Here is a 16,240-nt window from a genome sequence, read left to right on the forward strand (position 1 = left end):
AGTTGTGCACAGGGCGTCCGCTCTCCACAGTCTTTGTATTTCCCCAGGTCAGCGCCTAGGCCCGCAGTGCGGCGCCGAGCACGCTGACCGGGTGACAGACAAACAGGCACTCGGTGCGCACGGAGAAGAACTGGCGGCGCAATTCCTGCGCACGGCGGGCATGGAGATCGTCGCCAGGAATTGGCGCTGCCGCTACGGCGAACTGGACCTGATCGCCCAGGACGCCGAGGTCACCGCCTTCGTCGAGGTGAAGACCAGGTCCGGGCTCGGCTTCGGCGTACCCGCCGAATCGGTCACCTTCGCCAAACGGCAACGCATCCGGCGCCTCGCGCTGCTGTGGCTGGCCGAACAGGAAGGACCCTGGCGGCGGATCCGCTTCGACGTCGTCTCGGTGCTGCTGACCCGCGGTCACAAACCGGTGATCGACCATCTCGAGGCGGTGTTCTGATGGCCCTCGGCCGGGCCCACTCGGTCGCGGTCACCGGCGTCGACGGACTGCTCGTCGAGATCGAGGCCGATATCGGGCAGGGCCTGCCCTCGGTACATCTGGTCGGGCTGCCCGACACCGCGCTGCAGGAGTCACGCAACCGGGTGCGGTCCGCCGTGGCGAACTCGGGGGAGAAGTGGCCCGACGGCAGGGTCATTCTGGCGCTCTCTCCCGCGACCCTGCCGAAGATCGGCAGCGTCTACGACCTGGCCCTGGCCGTCTCGGTGCTGGACGCGGCCGGGGCGGTGCCGTCCGAGCCGCTCGCGAAGACGGTGCTGCTCGGGGAACTCGCGCTGGACGGCCGGGTGCGCCGGGTCCGCGGCATCCTGCCCGCGGTGATCGCCGCGCGTAACGCCGGCTGGCCCGCGGTGGTGGTGCCGGAAGCGGCGCTGGCGGAGGCCGGACTCGTCGATGGCATAACGGTTTTCGGCGCGGCGAGCCTGCGCACGGTGATCGCCTGGCTGCGCGGCGAAGGTGCGCTGCCCAAGCCCGACGGCGACCTGCCCGCCCCGGTGCACCAGGGCGGCGATCTCAGCGAAGTGGTCGGGCAGGACGAAGCGCGATGGGCGCTGGAGGTGGCCGCCGCGGGCGGGCATCACCTATTGCTCACCGGGCCGCCCGGCATCGGCAAAACGATGCTTGCGCAACGTCTTCCGGGCTTGCTGCCGCCGCTGTCGGAAACCGAGTCGCTGGAGGTGACCGCCATCCATTCGATGGCGGGCGTGCTGTCCGGTGACCATCCGCTGATCACCATGCCACCGTTCGTCGCGCCCCATCATTCGACCTCGGTGACCGCGATGGTCGGCGGCGGCTCGGGCACCGCGCGTCCCGGCGCGGTGAGCCGGGCACATCGCGGCGTGCTCTTTCTCGACGAGTGCGCCGAGATCGGCACCAAGGTGCTGGAGGCGATGCGAACCCCGTTGGAGGAGGGCGAAGTTCGGATCGCCCGCCGCGACGGCGTCGCTCGCTATCCGGCGCGTTTCCAACTGGTGCTGGCGGCGAACCCCTGCCCGTGCGCTCCCGCCCGCGATATCGACTGCATCTGCGCGCCGCTGGCCCGCCGGCGCTATCTCGGCAAGCTCTCGGGTCCGCTGATGGACCGCATCGATATCTGGGTACAGATGCGCGGCCAATCCGGGGCCGCGTTCAGCACGGACCAGTCCGAGAGCAGCGCGGTGGTGCGGGAGCGGGTGGCAGCGGCCCGCCAGGCGGCCGTGCACCGCTGGCGCGAATACGGCTGGCTCATGAATGCCGAAGTCCCGGGTCACATTCTGCGGCAACGCTTTCGCCTACCACCCGAGGCGATCGCGCCCGTCGAAACCGCTCTGCGCCTGGGCCGCATGTCCGCCCGCGGCGCGGACCGGGCCATCCGGGTGGCTTGGACCATCGCCGACCTTCGCGCCGCGGCCCTCCCCACCGACCGAGATGTGTTGGCCGCCCTGAACTTCCGCCAGCGAGGTGCGCCGTGAAGCCGAGCTGCTCGATGCGGCGCGGCACCGGCACGTCACCACGCAGCGAAAGGGCGGTGTGCACGACCGTGCTGCGGTGTGGCGCTCGCGGCGTACAGACCGAAGGGCGCGGACTCGGGCGAGATCGCGCTGAACGGCACGGTCCAGCACGGTCGACGGGCCGTGCTGCGCTGGGCTCTGCGCCGGGAGATGCGCGGTGAGCGGGGCAGCGGTGCCGGGTGCGTGCCCTGGGGGGTCGGTGGCCGAGGACGAGGAGCGACGGCTGGCGTGGGTGTACTTGTCGCGGGTGGTCGGCGGGCCCTGTGCGGCGCTGTCGGCACTGATCGAATCGGTGGGGGTGGTGGAGGCGGCGCGGGCGGTGCGCGAATGCGTGCTGCCGGAATCGCTGCGTGGGCCGACCGAGCAGCGGCGTGGCACAGATTCGGCGGCACGGGATCTGGAGTGGATGACGCGCATCGGCGGCCGGGTCGTGACACCCGACGATCCGGAATGGCCGTCCTGGCGGTTGCTCGGCCTCGCACAGCTCGAGGCCGCACGAGATCGTGACAGCGCGGTGCCGCTCGTGCTGTGGGTGCGTGGCCCTCGCTCGTTGCGGCAGGCGAGCGAGCGTGCGCTCGCGGTGGTGGGCGCTCGATGCAGTACCGGGTACGGCAACCACGCCACCGCGGAGATCGTAGGCGAGCTCGCGGCGCAGGGGTGGACGATCGTGTCCGGTGCGGCCTTCGGTATCGACGGGATGGCGCACCGTGCCGCCTTGGCGGCCGGCGGCGGCACCATCGCGGTCCTCGCCTGCGGTATCGACCGTCCGTACCCCGCACAGCACGATCGTCTGCTGGCGGAGATCGCCGAAACCGGTGTAGTGGTCAGTGAATACGCACCAGGGACCGCGGCACTCAAACATCAATTCCTGTCCAGGAATCGTGTGATCGCCGCCTTGGCCGACGGTGTGCTGGTGGTGGAGGCGGGCGCGCGCAGCGGTGCCCGCAACACGGTGAAATGGGCTCGGCGCCTGGGCCGTCCGGCGTTGGCACTGCCGGGTCCCGTCACCTCGGCCGCCTCCGTGGGCTGTCACCGCATGATTCGTGACGGCGAAGCACGACTGGTCACCTGTGCGGCAGAGGTGATCGAGGAGGCTGGTCCGCTCCGGTTGCCGCTACCCGGCGCGGCGGACCCGACCGCCGAAATCCTGTCCGGCGACGAGGCCGTCGTCCTCGCCGCACTACCGCAGATCGGTTCCCGGACACCGCGTGAGCTCGCCGAGGCATCGGGCCTGTCGTTGGCGGTGGTGCGAGCCGCACTGCCTGCCCTGGAACTCGCCGGATCGGTCGGTACCGGCGCGGGCGGTTGGTTCCGCATGCCGACCGATCGCCCAACTACCGAGAAAGCCTGACCACATGCACGCAACCCCAATAAAAGAGGCAGGTCACAATGTATGGCACTGGTACCATAACCACCATGCTGAAAAAGACGACGGTCATGGTCGACGAGGAGGACCTGGCCCTGATCAAAGCCGCTGCCGCGCGGGAGGGACGCCCGGAGTCGGAGATTTTCCGCGAGGCGTTCCACATCGCCGCACTGCGTACGAAGCGCTGGAACAAGGACTGGGATATCCCGACGTTCCGTTCCGGCCGCGAATGGACGCACGACGAGCTCAAACAAATAGTGCACGAGGAGATCATCCGGCGGAATACGTGATCGTCGTCGCGGACACGTCGGGGCTCTTCGCCGCCTTCGATGCCAGCGCACCCGAGCACGACCGGGCGCGGTCCGCGTTGGCTGCCGCCGCGCTGACGGTGGTCTGCCCGCTGGTCTTTCTCGAACTCGAGCACCTCGCGAAACGAGATTTCGACTGGTCGACGGCGGGTGTGATCAACGACTGGCTGCTCGAACACGAGCCGGCGGGCCGGGTTGCCGTGCCCGCCTTGCTCAGTGACTTCCTGCGTAAAGCGCGTGCGGTGCAAAACAAGTACGCCGACCTTCGGCTCGATCTCACCGACGCGGTGAACGTTGTGCTGGCCGCCGAATTCGAGACCGACGTGATCCTGACCCTCGACCATCGGGATTTCCGGGCGATCCGCCCGCTGACGGGCTCCGAGTCCTTCCGCATCCTGCCGGAGGACCTGTGACGGCCGCGTCCCCGTGCCGCGGCTCGAACCGGCGCGGTGGCCCGAACCGGCGCGGTGGCTTGCCAATCGGGAGGACGGTGGGGACGGTGGTGTGATGGACGAACTACCCGAAGACCTGGAAGCGCTGCTGACGGAGTACGGCAGGCATCTGCGTCTCGGGCGGAATCGCTCGGCTCATACGGTGCGCGCGTATCTCGGTGACGCGCGCGCACTGCTGGGCCACCTGTACGCCCGGTCCGCGGATTCCGCAGTGCGCGAACTGGATCTGCTGCTCTTGCGCTCCTGGCTCGCGCAGCAATCCGCGGCGGGCGTGGCCCGGACGACGATGGCCCGGCGTGCCTCGTCGGCACGGACGTTCACCGCGTGGCTCACCCAGACCGGCCGCCTGACCGTCGACCCGGGCCTGCGCCTCGGCTCACCCAAGGCGCATCGAGTGCTACCCGCGGTACTCGGCCGTCAGCAGGCGGTCGGCGCCATGGACGCGGCGGAATCGGGTGCCGCCCAGCACGAGCCGATGGCCCTGCGCGACCGGTTGATCGTAGAACTCTTGTACTCCACCGGAATTCGAGTGAGCGAGCTGTGCGGCCTGGACATCGAGGATGTCGATCGGGAACGCCGCGTGGTGCGCGTGCTCGGCAAAGGCAACAAGGAGCGGTCGGTGCCGTTCGGTGTTCCGGCGGACGAGGCGATCGGCGCCTGGCTCCGGCACGGTCGCCCTGCGTTCGCGACCACGGAGTCCGGCCGCGCGCTCCTGCTCGGCCGCCGGGGTAAGCGCCTGGATCAGCGACAGGCCAGAACCGTTGTGCACGAGGTGGTTTCGTCCATCCCCGGCGCGCCGGACATGGGTCCGCACGGTCTGCGGCACACCGCCGCCACCCATCTGCTGGAGGGCGGCGCCGACCTGCGCGTGGTCCAGGAATTGCTCGGCCACGCCAGCATGGCCACCACGCAGCTCTACACGCACGTCTCGATCGAGCGCCTCAAGAAAGTGCACGATCAGGCGCACCCCCGCGCCTGATCTCGGACCGGTCCTGCGGGTCCGGCATTCGCCGAACGTGATTCAATCGTGATTAGACAGGCTTAATCCTTCCTATAGAAGCACCAGCTTTGCTGGGCTTATGCGGTCCGCCGCCCTATGCTCGCTGTCGGGAAATGGGAACTCGCGCAACACTATTGCGCCCGAAAATCACCGACCGACGTAGGAAGTTGTCTTATCTTGAGATCGACCGATCCACGCCGATCCAGCGGCTGGATAATTTCGAGTGCAATCACAATATTGGTCAGTATCACCATCATCGCCTTGGCGGTGGCCGCCGGCCCGGTCGGCGCCGAACCCACCCCCGACGGCTTGGACGACGCGATCAGCGACACCCTTGTGCGCGAACAGGTTCCGGAGGCCGCCGAGAAGGAACCGGTGATCGATCGCATCCGCAGCGACGGTGAATGGGTATTCGGCGCGGCGACCGTTCCGCAGGACGCCGACAGCGAAGACGCACCGAAATCGACGTTATATGTTGCGAAACTCGACGATGACGACGATTGGACAGTGGCGCTGGAAGGAACGCCGGAGTTCGGCCACCTGGTGAGTGCGGCACCGGAATCGGTGGTGAGCCACGGTGAGAAGGCGGCATTGACCGCGCCGCAACCGCGTTCGGCGAATACGGCGCTTTCGCTGCCTTGGCCGCAGGGGCAAGCGTGGTACATGGGTGGCGGTCCGCACGGCATCTCCGGTTCGAGCCGTCCCTACAATTCTTTGGATTTCAATGGCGGCGACGGCCGAGTGGTGGCTCCCGCGTCCGGCCGGGTGTACAAGACGTGCGTGCGCAATGGCAGTGCCGAGGTGAAAATCGTGCACAACAACGGTCTCAGCACCACCTATTACCACATGACCAATGTGATCGATGCCGCGAACGGATCCGAGATCGCGGCGGGAACGTATCTGGGACATATCGGAACCCAGTTGCCGTGTGGCGGTTTCGCCAGCGGTCCGCACGTGCACATGTCGCTCTACCGAGGCAACGAGCCGATCAGCTTGAACGGGACGACCATGGGCGGCTGGACTTTCCGGGAAGGCCCGGAAGCCTACGGCGGTTTCGCCGAGCGCGAGGGCAAACAGGTCCGGGCCGGTGGCCGATTGATGAATTACGGCGGCGGAGACGATTCGAATCCTGCCCCGCCGACCGTGACCCCCAAACCGCCGGCACCGCCGACGTCGAAACCGCCGACCACCCCGAAACCGACCACACCGGCACCACCGACCCCCAAACCACCGACAACTCCCAAACCCCCGGCGCCCGAACCCGATCCCACGCTGGCCAACGGCATCGTGCGCCCTTTTCCGGACCGGAACCGAAAGGTCAACCTGCGCTCCGGCCCTGGTACCCGCAACGCGATCGTCGGCACGGTCCGCGACGGCGATTCCGTGACGATCGTCTGCACCGCCCGCGGTGACCGGCTCGACGGCAAGTGGGGCCCCACCGATCTGTGGAACAAGCTCGACACCGGCAAGTGGATCAGCGACGGTTTCCTCTACACCGGCAGCAACGGCCCGGTCGCTCCCGATTGTGCCGAGCCCGCGCCGCCTCGCCCTACCCCGGGGACCGGCACCGATGGCGAGGAGAACCAGACCGAGGACGAATGGCCGGACAGCGAGTGGCCGGAGCCGGAATCGCCCGGTGACGACTGGCCGGACGACGGCTGGACCTGGGACTGGTGGCAGTACGACTGGTGAATCGACCGCGCCCGGACCCACCTTCGAGGTGGGTCCGGGCGGGTGACTATCCGACGTCGACCGGATCCGTCTGCGGCTGTTCGGCCGGTTTCCGCGGCGTGCGCAGCAGCGTCAGGCCGAGCAGCGCGGCCGCGAGGCTGAAGCCCGCGCTGATCCAGGAACCGGTGGACATTGCCGCGGTGAACGCTTCCTTCGCCGGTTCGGCGAAGCCGAGTTGGAAAGCGGCGCCGATGGATTCGCGAGCCGCCTCGGGTGCGTCCGCGGGCATGTGCTCGGTGAACACGCCCGCCAGCACGCTACCCAGCATCGCGATGCTGATCGCCATGCCGACCTGCTGCAGCGTGTCGTTCATCGCCGAGCCGACGCCCGCGTGTTCGAGCGGGATGGCGCTCATGATCGCCGCGTACGCGGCGGGGCCGGCCAGGCCGCCGCCGATGCCCATGACCAGCATGCTGACCAGCACCCACAGGTAGCCCTCGCCGACCGCGAGGATCGCGAAGGCACCGCTCATCACCAGCAGGCCGGAGACGATCAGCGTCTTGTTGCTGAGCGTTTTGCCCAAGGTGGCGCCGAGTCCGTTGCACACGGCGGCCGCCACCGCGTAGGGCAGCAGGGCCAGACCCGCTTTCATCGGTCCGTATCCGAGCACGAACTGCAGGTACTGGGTGAGCATCAGCATGACCGCGCCCATCCCGAACACCATCAGCAGCAGGGTCAGGCAGGTGCCGGTGAAGTCGCGGTTGCGGAACACCGCCAGCGGCAGCATCGGATGTTCGGATCGGCTCTCCCACACCACGAATCCGACCGCGGCGACCGCGGCGAGCGCGATCATCCCGATGTTCCACTCGCGCTCGATGATCACGTAGACGGTCGAGACGAGCGCGACGATGGACAGCAGCACCCCGACGAGGTCGACCGGCCGCTGCTCACCGGTGGTTTCGGGCATCAGCAGCACCGCGGCGACGATCGCGAGGATCGCGACCGGGATGTTGAGCAGGAACACCGAGCCCCACCAATAGTGCTGCAGCAGAAAGCCGCCCAGGGTGGGTCCGGCCACGATGCCGACCATCGACACCGTCGACCAGGCCGCCATCGCCTTGCGTCGTTCGTCCTCGGCGAACGTGGTCATCAGGATGGACAGTGTGGAGGGCATCAGCAGCGAGCCGCCGACCCCCATCGCCACGCGCGCGCCGACCACCTGCCACGGTTCGGTCGCGAGCACGGCCGCCAGCGATGCCACGCCGAACACGGCCAAGCCGAGGATCAGCATCCGGCGCCGGCCGAACCGGTCGGACAGGCTGCCCGCGGTCAGCAGGAGTCCCGCGAAGACCAGGACGTAGGCGTCCAGGATCCACTGGATGTCCGAGGGCGTGGCGTTCAGTTCCCGGATCAGGGACGGGATAGCGAGATTGAGCACAGTGCCGTCGAGCATCAGCACCAGCAAGGACAGACAGAGGACCCCCAGAATCCACCAACGGCGAGGATCTCGTACAACGTTCGATTCCACTCGCACAGCGTACGATGAACTAGAACAGTGTGCGAGTCAATATAGGATTGGGCCCGTGACCAAGCAGTTCGATTCGGTATGGCTTCGCGAACCGCGCCGGCCCAAGGCGTCGGGCTTACATCGCGAGCAGATCGTCGCCGCCGCGGTGGACCTCCTCGACGCCGAGGGGCTGGAGGCGTTGAGCATGCGCAAGCTCGGCGCCAAACTCGGCGCGGGCGCGACCAGCCTCTACTGGTACGTCGCCAACAAGAACGAATTGCTGGAACTGGCCCTCGACGAATTCTGGGGGATGGCGGATACGCCGCAGCCCGACGACGTGCCGTGGCGAGAGCTGTTGTCGGCCTTCGCCTACAACTTCCGCACCGTGCTGCGGGCGCATCCGTGGGGTGCGATGTTGATCGGCCGGCTGCCGAGCATGGGGCCGAACGCGCTGCGCGTCACCGATCGCCTGCGCCGCGCCTACGTCGGTGCCGGATTCCGCGGCACGGATATCTATCTCGCCAGCGGCACGGTGATGTCCTATGTGCTCGGCGTGGTGCTACCGGAGATCGCCTGGCGGAACTCCTATGGCCAACTCGAATTCGACCGCGAATCCGTGGTGGAGATGATGGACCACGCGGCCCGGGATTACCCCGAGCTGCAGGCGGACTTCCGCGCCACGACGCCTACCGATCCCGAGTTCGCCCGGGCCATGGCCTTCGACTTCGGCCTGCTCTGCGTGCTGGACGGCCTCGAGGCGCGGCTGGGCAGCGACGTGGAATTCCAGCAGAGCTACACGCCGCCCGGGTAGAGCGTGGCCTCCGGGGTGATCGCGCCGTCCGGCTCGTCGACGTATTCGCCGGCGCAGTCGCCCGCGAGAGCCTGCCGAACCTGTTGCCAGACAGCCGGGTTGGCCGGTTCGAGAGTGTGGTCGAGGCCGCCGTTGCCGAGCGAGGGGAACGGCGTCAGCCGGCATTGACCGCCGTCGAGCCGGCCGTCGGCCCACTCGCGGGCGCTGCGAATCGAGTAGTACCTGGTCGGTCCCGGGGTGTCGTCGCCCGCGTTGAGCGCGGTCATGAACTCGGTCCCGGGGCAGGCTTCCGGCGCGGCAGGTTGGCCGCACGCGCCCGGTGAACCGTATTGCGGCGCGCCGATCGAGACGTAGGTGCCGATGTGGCGAGCGCCGTCGCGGGACTTCAGAAAAAGGCGGGAGCTGATCGCGCCGATGCTGTGGGTCACCAGATCGATCTCGGCATTCGCGTGCTGGGCGCGGGTTTCGGTGACGACGCGGTCGATGGCGGCGGCGTCGGCGGTGAGATCGAAGCCGTTCAGATCCAGCACCCGCACCTCGGTTCCGTCGGTGCGCAGCGCGTCGGCCATCGGCCCGTAGGGCAGCGCACCGATGTACTGGCCGGGCACGATCACGACGACGCGGCTCGGCTCGGCAACCGCGTGCGCTGTCGCGCTCGTGCCCGTGAGCAGCGCGGTGGCGATGGCAAGGAAGGCAGGCAGCGAGCGCACTGTCATGGTTCGGGCAATCCTTCGGCCTCGGCGGTGATGGGTGCACCGCGGATCGTGTTTGCTCCACTATTGCCGCAATCGCGGCGTCGTGGGGAGTGCTGACACGTGTTCCTTTTCTGATTACACCCTTTCGGTGGCAGGCGAGTTGATAAACTAGAACGCGTTCTAGATTCGGAGGAGCGGTACCGCCCACGTAGCGCGGTGCACGGGAAGGCGTTCGAGTGAGCATCCATACGGTCCTCGGCCAGGAAGTTCGCATGCCCGTGCGGATCCGGCTGGCACACGCGTTCATGGCGAGCTATCTGGTGCCGGCCCACGCCGCGCAACGACTGATCGACTACTCCGGCCTGCAGGTGCTGCGGCTGCCCGCCGGGCGAGCGATGTGCTCGCTCGCCTTCGTCGAGTACGTGGACGGTGATCTCGGTCCGTACAACGAGTTCGGCGTGTCGTTCATGGTCCGCCACCACCGGGCCGATCGTGGCCGCGGCGACCTGCGCGCGCTCGCGACGAACCAGGCCGGGGTGTTCATCCATCAACTCCCGGTCGACGGCGATTTCACGCTGGCCGCCGGGCGCGGCATCTGGGGATTCCCCAAGCAACTGGCCGACTTCGACGTGCACCACGGCGGCCCGCTCCGGCACGGCACGCTCCATCAGGGCGGCGATCTCATCGTCGATCTGACCGTTCGGCAGGGTGTCGCCACGCCGCGCCGCGCGAGTGCGGCCACGTCCTTCGAGGCCTACTCGCACATCGACGGCGTAACCCGGTGCACACCTTGGCGTATGGAACCGTCCGGCGTGCGGGGACGGCCCGGCGGCGCCACCCTGACCCTCGGCGATCATCCCCTCGCCGCCGAACTGCGCTCCCTGTGTCTGCCGCATCGCGCGATCATGACCTCGACCATTGCCGGGCTGGCCATGACGTTCGAGGACGCCGTCCCCGTCTGAGCCGGGATAACCGCATGGTCACGGCGTCGCGCGGTGCATGGATTCCCCACGCGCGCCCGGTTAGGGTGACTTAGCCGAGCGTTTGCCTGTGTGGGAAGGTGCCCAGTGGATTCCGATGACCAGTGCCGTGCGTCGATGACGGTGCTGTTCGGCGCGACATGACGCTGCCGAGCCCGGACGCCGAATCCGAGGACGGCGAAGCGGACCTCGACTACCGGTTCACCCTCGCCAACGAACGCACCTTCCTGGCCTGGATGCGCACCGCGCTCGGCTTACTCGCCGGTGGCGTCGCGGTACACACGCTCGTGCAACCCTTCCGGATGGGCGGCGTGCGGCGGGCGCTCGCGCTGAGCTGTCTGGTGCTCGCCGTGGTCGTCGCGATCGGGGCGTACGCGCATTGGCGCCGAGTCGGGGTGGCGATGCGGCAGGGGCGGCCGCTGCCCGAAACCGTGCTGGTGCCGATCCTTTCGGCCGGGATCGCCGCGGTCTCGATCCTCGCGACGGTCGCGGTGTTGCTCCGATGAGCCGCGCCGGACTCGCCGCCGAACGCACCGCGCTGGCTTGGCGGCGCACGGCGATCGCCGCGATGCTCACCGGCGCGCTGTTCTTGAATCACGCGGTGACCAGCGGGTGGCGTCCCGCGATGCTCGCACCGATCGGTGCCGCGCTCACCATGGCGGCGTTGGCCTGCGCCAGTTTCGCCCGCAACCGCAGTTTGCGTTCGGGGCATTACGGCCACGGCAGAACCGTTGTCGCCGTGGCGACCACGGTCGTCGTCGCGGTGGCCGTGCTGGCCGCGGTCATCACGCTCACTGATCCATGGCCTCAGTAGTTCCAGAGCACAGCATCTTTCGGCACTCGACTTCCAGGAGGATGACATGAGCACAGCGACCGAGCCGAGCGATTTCATCGTCGCGGAGCAGCAGCGTGCGGCTGCCTCGATGCCGTTCGCCGACACCACCGACTTCGCCGACGCGGACCGCGGCTTCATCGCCGCGCTGGAACCCGGCGTGGTGACCGCCGCCGATGGAACCGTGCTGTGGGACAACGACTCCTACGAGTTCCTGCGTGAACCCTGTCCCGCCTCGGTCAACCCGAGCCTGTGGCGGCAATCCGGGCTGGTGACGAAACAGGGGCTGTTCGAGGTCACCGAGGGGATCTATCAGGTACGCGGGCTCGACCTGTCCAATATGACTTTGGTCGAAGGCGCGACCGGGGTGCTCGTGATCGACCCGCTGATCTCGGCGGAAACCGCCGCGGCCGGGCTCGCGCTGTATCGCGCGCAGCGCGGGGATCGTCCGGTGACCGGGCTGATCTACACCCACTCACACGTCGACCACTTCGGTGGTGCGCTCGGGGTGAGCACCCTCGACGAGGTCGCGGCGGGCCGTTGCCCGGTGCTCGCGCCGGCCGGCTTCATGGAACACGCGGTGGCCGAGAATATTTACGCGGGCACGGCGATGGCACGCCGGGCCGGATACATGTACGGGGCGGTGCTGCCGCGCGGACCGCTCGGCGCGGTCGGCGCCGGGCTCGGCCAGACCACCTCGGTCGGGACGGTCACCCTGATTCCGCCGACCACCGATATCACCGCGACGGGACAAACGGAGACCATCGACGGCATCCGCATCGTCTTCCAGGTCACGCCCGGCACCGAAGCGCCCGCCGAGATGAACTTCTACTTCCCGGATCGGCGCGCGTTGTGCATGGCCGAAAACGCTACGCACACACTGCACAATCTGCTCACGCTGCGCGGTGCGCTGGTCCGCGACCCCTACGTCTGGGCCAAATATCTGACCGAGGCGATCAACCTGTTCGCACGGGAGTCGGACGTGGTGTTCGCCTCCCATCACTGGCCCACCTGGGGAACCGAGCGGCTGGTGGAATATCTTGCGCTGCAACGAGATCTATACGGGTACCTGAACGACCAGACCTTGCGGCTGCTGAACCAGGGATACGTCGGCGCGGAGATCGCCGAAATGCTCACGCTGCCACCGGCGGTCGACGGCGCCTGGCACACCCGCGGGTACTACGGATCGGTCAGTCACAACGTCAAAGCCATCTATCAGCGATACATGGGGTGGTTCGACGGCAACCCCGCTCATCTCTGGGCACACCCACCGGTCGAATCCGCGAAGCGGCACGTGGAATTCATGGGCGGGGCCGAGGAGGTGCTGCGCAAAGCGCGGAAGTCCTATGACGCCGGGGACTTTCGGTGGGTCGCCGAGGTGGTCGACTACGTCATTTTCGCCGATCCGGCGAACGACGCCGCCAAAGCCTTGCAGGCCAGCACTTTCGAACAACTCGGCTACGGGGCGGAGAACGCCACCTGGCGCAACTTCTATCTCAGCGGGGCCTACGAACTGCGCTACGGCTCGTTCGGCACCCCGACCAAACCCAACTCGCCGACGATGCTCGCCGCCATGACCGTCGAGCAGATATTCGACGCGATGGCGCTGCGCGTCGACGGTCCGAAGGCGTGGAATCAGCGGGCGCTGACGGACTGGGAGCTCAGTGACGAGAAGCGCACGCACCGGCTCGAACTGCGCAACGGACGCCTGACCCACTACGAGGTGCCCGACGGCGTCGGCCTCCCGGAGCCCGACGCGACGTTCACATTGACGAAGGCGACGCTGGTCCGGGTCCTGTTGCTCGGCGAGGATTTCGGGGTCGCGGCCGCCGCGGGCGATATCCAGATCGAAGGCGATGTCACCAAGCTGGCCGAGCTGGTCGGCGTCTTCGACGCACCCGACCCGGACTTCACGATCGTCACGCCGCGCGGGACGATCGGGTAGTCCGCCAGTTGAAACCGCTCGACGCCGCAAGCCCCTCTCCCTACGGTGGTGATCATGTCAACCGAACGACCCCCGCTGCGGACGCGGCTCCGCGACGCGCTGTCCGTGGCGATGAAGGCGCGCGATCGCCAAGCGATCTCCGCGCTGCGGTCCACCCTCGGCGCCATCGACAACGCGGAGGCCGTCGATGTCGGCGAGCACCGCGCCGGCTCGGTGGAAAGTTCCGCGGTCGGACTCGGCGTCGCCGAGGTGGCGCGTCGTGAGCTCACCGAATCCGACGTCGAGCAGATCGTCCGCGCGGAAATCGCCGAACGCCGCACTGTCGCAGCTCAGTACGAGACGCACGGGCGCACCGAACAAGCCGCGGACCTGCGTGCACAAGCGGAAGCGCTGGAGGCGCAGCTGTAGGGATGTCGTGCCGGTTGCCCTGGTTGCGGCTCGGCTTGTGCCAGCGGCGGATCCACAGGCAGAGGTGCTTCGATTCTGCCGACCGGGACATATCGCGGGCGTATCGAAAACTGCATACGCGCCAGCAACACCGCACTGCTTTCACTGGAGGGCATGAATCAGAGTCAACCGGCCGGATTCGACCGGCTCGGGTCGGCCGTTCGCGGGGTGCGGCGGTGAAAGATCAGCAGCTCGCCCAGCCGCCGATTGCCGCCGGCACGACCGAGCCGGTACACGCCGTTGAAACCGTTACCACGCAGGGGGATTGGCGTCCGGCGACGCAGATCGCGTTCCGGTTCTGCGTCGTCTACTTCGGCCTGTACAACCTGCTCCTGAATTTTGTTCCCTTCACGGTGATCGGCCTCCTCGGGCCGTGGTTCCGCAGATACAGCGGGTGGTGGATCCCGTCCCATACGGATCCGGTCACCGGTTGGGTGGGCCGGATGGTTTTCGGGGTCGACACCGCGCTGCACCAGGACTCCGGCGCAGGCGATCAGACGGCCGCCTGGGTGCTGATGTTCTGCGTCCTTGTCGTCGCCGTGGTCGCCGCCGCGGTGTGGACGGTCTTCGACCCACGCGCCTCGCACCCACGGCTGATGGCGTGGTTCACACTGTTCCTGCGGGTGTCGTTGGGTGCGACGATGCTGGGATTCGGGTTCGCCAAGCTGATCCCCACGCAGATGCCCGGCCCCGGGTTGGCTCAGCTGCTCCAACCGTACGGCGATATGAGCCCGGCGTCGGTGCTGTGGTTGCAGGTCGGCAGCTCCTATCCGTACGAGATGGCGCTCGGCGCAGTGGAAGTCGTGGCCGGGGCACTGGTCTTCGTGTCTCGGACCGCGGTACTCGGTACCGCGTTGAGTCTGGCGAGCTGCGCGCAGATCCTGCTGATGAACATGACCTTCGACATCCCGGAGAAGCTGCTCGCTTCGCACCTGCTCATGATCTGCCTGATTTTGCTCGCGCCCTATCTGCGCCGACTGGTCGATGTCTTTGTACGCCAACGCGCGGGCGAACCGCTGACACAACCCGCGCTGTTCGCCGACGACCGGAAGAATCGCGTCGCGCTGTGGCTCACAGTGTGCCTCGGTATCTGGATCGCGCTGGTCAGCGGCACCGACCGCTGGCGGGTCTGGCAGGAGCAATACGGTCCCGCCAGCCCCAAATCCGAGTTGTACGGCATCTGGGACGTCCGGGAGTTCACCCTCGACGGTCGAACCCTCCCGCCCCTGACCACTGACGAAACACGCTGGCAGCGGCTGGTTTTCGATGATCCAGAGCAGGCGGCCTACCAAGAAATGGACGGCGACCTCGTCCCCGTCGGTGCAAACTTCTTGCCCAACGGGATCGTTGACCTGAGCGCAGTTGAAACCACCAGCACAACAACACCTTTGGCAACGCTGTCGCGCGAACAACCCACCCCGAACCAACTGCTTCTGCGCGGTACCCTCCGCGGTCTCCCGGTAGTGATCACCCTCGAACGCGTCGACCTGAACAGCTTCACCCTCCGCAGCCGTGGGTTCCACTGGGTCCAGGACTACATCTACTTCCGATGAATTACTCGACCGGGCAACGTCTCTGGGCGCACGCCCGCACTCGTGGTGAGTCGGGCGTGCGCTCTGCACGTGGTCTACCCGCTGGTGGGCAGGGTGCGGATGTAGCGACCCGCGAAGAACCGCTGAATTCCGCGGACCACGGGACCGCCGAGGCGGGTGTACCAGGTGCCTGGACGGGAGAACGCGGAGACCACGCCGTAGACGCTGTCGTCCGACGGGTCGTATTCGACGGCGAACAGTTCCTCGCCGATCTCCGGGTGCCCGGGCAGGGTGCCGTAGGCGAAGCCGCGCTGATTCGGTGCCGCCAGCACGTACACCACCTGGCATGGGGCGATGATGCTCAACGGTCCGATGCCGAGTCGTACCGTGAGCCGGGTGCCTGGCTCGGCCTTCGGCGTGGACGCGGTGTGAAAGATGTGGGTTCCCTTCTGCATTCGATACCCGAGAATCTCCACCGCCGCATGCTCGAACAGCGCCCGCCCCTGCCCGATCCGCCGCCGTAACCGGAAATGGTGGTACCCCTGCGGCGGTTCACCACTGGTGGCACCGACTTCCGGATAGGTGAACGAAGGCTCGCCCGGCGCATACTCCATCCCCTGATCTTCACCCCCCACCTCCGATCGCGGAACAATTCCGCCCCGTCTCCTCCGACACACCGCCGCCTCCCGGACGAACCCA

Annotated in this window: 17 protein-coding genes; 14 read left to right on the forward strand and 3 right to left on the reverse strand. The window is 67.6% G+C overall.

Annotated features, from left to right (window positions below; all coding sequences use genetic code 11):
- The first annotated feature begins 91 nt into the window (after nucleotides 1-91).
- From NVU01S_RS16730 to NVU01S_RS16760, 7 genes are all read left to right on the forward strand, one after another.
- Nucleotides 92-448: a YraN family protein gene (locus tag NVU01S_RS16730; protein ID WP_029893067.1), complete on the forward strand. Its 357-nt coding sequence runs from the start codon at nucleotides 92-94 to the stop codon at nucleotides 446-448.
- On the forward strand, nucleotides 448-1,956 hold the full coding sequence (locus NVU01S_RS16735) for a YifB family Mg chelatase-like AAA ATPase (protein WP_043667293.1): 1,509 nt from the start codon (nucleotides 448-450) through the stop codon (nucleotides 1,954-1,956). The genes NVU01S_RS16730 and NVU01S_RS16735 overlap by 1 nt, the downstream gene beginning before the upstream one ends.
- 238 nt (nucleotides 1,957-2,194) lie before the next feature.
- Complete coding sequence (gene dprA, locus NVU01S_RS16740) at nucleotides 2,195-3,346, forward strand: DNA-processing protein DprA (RefSeq protein WP_043667291.1); 1,152 nt, start codon at nucleotides 2,195-2,197, stop codon at nucleotides 3,344-3,346.
- Between the two features lie 65 nt (nucleotides 3,347-3,411).
- Nucleotides 3,412-3,651 (forward strand): ribbon-helix-helix protein, CopG family, encoded by a 240-nt coding sequence (locus NVU01S_RS16745; RefSeq protein WP_043667289.1) that lies wholly within the window; start codon nucleotides 3,412-3,414, stop codon nucleotides 3,649-3,651.
- The gene (locus NVU01S_RS16750; protein WP_043667288.1) at nucleotides 3,648-4,082 is read left to right on the forward strand and encodes a type II toxin-antitoxin system VapC family toxin; all 435 of its coding nucleotides are present in this window, start codon (nucleotides 3,648-3,650) and stop codon (nucleotides 4,080-4,082) included. The genes NVU01S_RS16745 and NVU01S_RS16750 overlap by 4 nt, the downstream gene beginning before the upstream one ends.
- Nucleotides 4,083-4,176: 94 nt before the next feature.
- Nucleotides 4,177-5,100, forward strand: coding sequence for a tyrosine recombinase XerC (locus NVU01S_RS16755; RefSeq protein ID WP_029893072.1), 924 nt, complete (start codon nucleotides 4,177-4,179; stop codon nucleotides 5,098-5,100).
- A gap of 258 nt (nucleotides 5,101-5,358) precedes the next feature.
- Nucleotides 5,359-6,813, forward strand: a complete 1,455-nt coding sequence (locus NVU01S_RS16760; RefSeq protein WP_052280374.1) for a peptidoglycan DD-metalloendopeptidase family protein — start codon at nucleotides 5,359-5,361, stop codon at nucleotides 6,811-6,813.
- A gap of 46 nt (nucleotides 6,814-6,859) precedes the next feature.
- Here NVU01S_RS16760 and NVU01S_RS16765 read toward each other — a convergent pair whose 3' ends face one another.
- The gene (locus NVU01S_RS16765) at nucleotides 6,860-8,320 is read right to left on the reverse strand and encodes an MFS transporter (protein WP_043667286.1); all 1,461 of its coding nucleotides are present in this window, start codon (nucleotides 8,318-8,320) and stop codon (nucleotides 6,860-6,862) included.
- A gap of 55 nt (nucleotides 8,321-8,375) precedes the next feature.
- On the opposite strand from NVU01S_RS16765, the gene NVU01S_RS16770 reads away from it, so the two are divergent.
- The gene (locus tag NVU01S_RS16770) at nucleotides 8,376-9,110 is read left to right on the forward strand and encodes a TetR/AcrR family transcriptional regulator (protein ID WP_043667284.1); all 735 of its coding nucleotides are present in this window, start codon (nucleotides 8,376-8,378) and stop codon (nucleotides 9,108-9,110) included.
- On the opposite strand, the gene NVU01S_RS16775 is transcribed toward NVU01S_RS16770, so the two are convergent.
- Nucleotides 9,092-9,826 (reverse strand): esterase/lipase family protein, encoded by a 735-nt coding sequence (locus NVU01S_RS16775; RefSeq protein ID WP_043667282.1) that lies wholly within the window; start codon nucleotides 9,824-9,826, stop codon nucleotides 9,092-9,094. The genes NVU01S_RS16770 and NVU01S_RS16775 overlap by 19 nt on opposite strands.
- A 215-nt stretch (nucleotides 9,827-10,041) precedes the next feature.
- Between NVU01S_RS16775 and NVU01S_RS16780 the strand changes: the two genes are divergently transcribed.
- The 6 genes from NVU01S_RS16780 (at nucleotide 10,042) to NVU01S_RS16805 (ending at nucleotide 15,562) form a co-directional block, all read left to right on the forward strand.
- A complete protein-coding gene (locus NVU01S_RS16780; protein ID WP_043667280.1) occupies nucleotides 10,042-10,767 on the forward strand; it encodes an acetoacetate decarboxylase family protein in 726 nt (241 codons plus the stop codon).
- Between the two features lie 158 nt (nucleotides 10,768-10,925).
- On the forward strand, nucleotides 10,926-11,291 hold the full coding sequence (locus NVU01S_RS16785) for a YidH family protein (RefSeq protein ID WP_043667279.1): 366 nt from the start codon (nucleotides 10,926-10,928) through the stop codon (nucleotides 11,289-11,291).
- Nucleotides 11,288-11,599, forward strand: coding sequence for a DUF202 domain-containing protein (locus NVU01S_RS16790; RefSeq protein ID WP_043667277.1), 312 nt, complete (start codon nucleotides 11,288-11,290; stop codon nucleotides 11,597-11,599). Before NVU01S_RS16785 ends, NVU01S_RS16790 begins: the two co-directional genes overlap by 4 nt.
- A gap of 46 nt (nucleotides 11,600-11,645) precedes the next feature.
- Nucleotides 11,646-13,562, forward strand: a complete 1,917-nt coding sequence (locus NVU01S_RS16795; protein WP_043667274.1) for an alkyl/aryl-sulfatase — start codon at nucleotides 11,646-11,648, stop codon at nucleotides 13,560-13,562.
- 54 nt (nucleotides 13,563-13,616) lie between these two features.
- A complete protein-coding gene (locus NVU01S_RS16800) occupies nucleotides 13,617-13,970 on the forward strand; it encodes a GatB/YqeY domain-containing protein (RefSeq protein WP_052280386.1) in 354 nt (117 codons plus the stop codon).
- A 245-nt stretch (nucleotides 13,971-14,215) separates the two neighbouring features.
- Nucleotides 14,216-15,562 (forward strand): hypothetical protein, encoded by a 1,347-nt coding sequence (locus tag NVU01S_RS16805; protein WP_052280385.1) that lies wholly within the window; start codon nucleotides 14,216-14,218, stop codon nucleotides 15,560-15,562.
- A gap of 74 nt (nucleotides 15,563-15,636) precedes the next feature.
- Here the strand turns inward: NVU01S_RS16805 and NVU01S_RS16810 are convergent, their stop codons facing one another.
- Nucleotides 15,637-16,155, reverse strand: coding sequence for a DUF1990 domain-containing protein (locus tag NVU01S_RS16810; RefSeq protein ID WP_043667268.1), 519 nt, complete (start codon nucleotides 16,153-16,155; stop codon nucleotides 15,637-15,639).
- Nucleotides 16,156-16,240 lie beyond the last annotated feature (85 nt).

Origin of the sequence: Nocardia vulneris (assembly GCF_001613425.1) — a bacterium.
Taxonomy (GTDB): domain Bacteria; phylum Actinomycetota; class Actinomycetes; order Mycobacteriales; family Mycobacteriaceae; genus Nocardia; species Nocardia vulneris.

Excerpts from the sequence above, each read along its gene's own strand:
- NVU01S_RS16735 (WP_043667293.1), top strand. The coding sequence starts at position 448 with ATGGCCCTCGGCCGGGCCCACTCGGTCGCGGTCACCGGCGTCGACGGA.
- NVU01S_RS16745 (WP_043667289.1), top strand. The coding sequence starts at position 3,412 with ATGCTGAAAAAGACGACGGTCATGGTCGACGAGGAGGACCTGGCCCTG.
- NVU01S_RS16755 (WP_029893072.1), top strand. The coding sequence starts at position 4,177 with ATGGACGAACTACCCGAAGACCTGGAAGCGCTGCTGACGGAGTACGGC.
- NVU01S_RS16775 (WP_043667282.1), bottom strand. The coding sequence starts at position 9,826 with ATGACAGTGCGCTCGCTGCCTGCCTTCCTTGCCATCGCCACCGCGCTG.
- NVU01S_RS16785 (WP_043667279.1), top strand. The coding sequence starts at position 10,926 with ATGACGCTGCCGAGCCCGGACGCCGAATCCGAGGACGGCGAAGCGGAC.
- NVU01S_RS16790 (WP_043667277.1), top strand. The coding sequence starts at position 11,288 with ATGAGCCGCGCCGGACTCGCCGCCGAACGCACCGCGCTGGCTTGGCGG.
- NVU01S_RS16795 (WP_043667274.1), top strand. The coding sequence starts at position 11,646 with ATGAGCACAGCGACCGAGCCGAGCGATTTCATCGTCGCGGAGCAGCAG.
- NVU01S_RS16800 (WP_052280386.1), top strand. The coding sequence starts at position 13,617 with ATGTCAACCGAACGACCCCCGCTGCGGACGCGGCTCCGCGACGCGCTG.
- NVU01S_RS16810 (WP_043667268.1), bottom strand. The coding sequence starts at position 16,155 with ATGGAGTATGCGCCGGGCGAGCCTTCGTTCACCTATCCGGAAGTCGGT.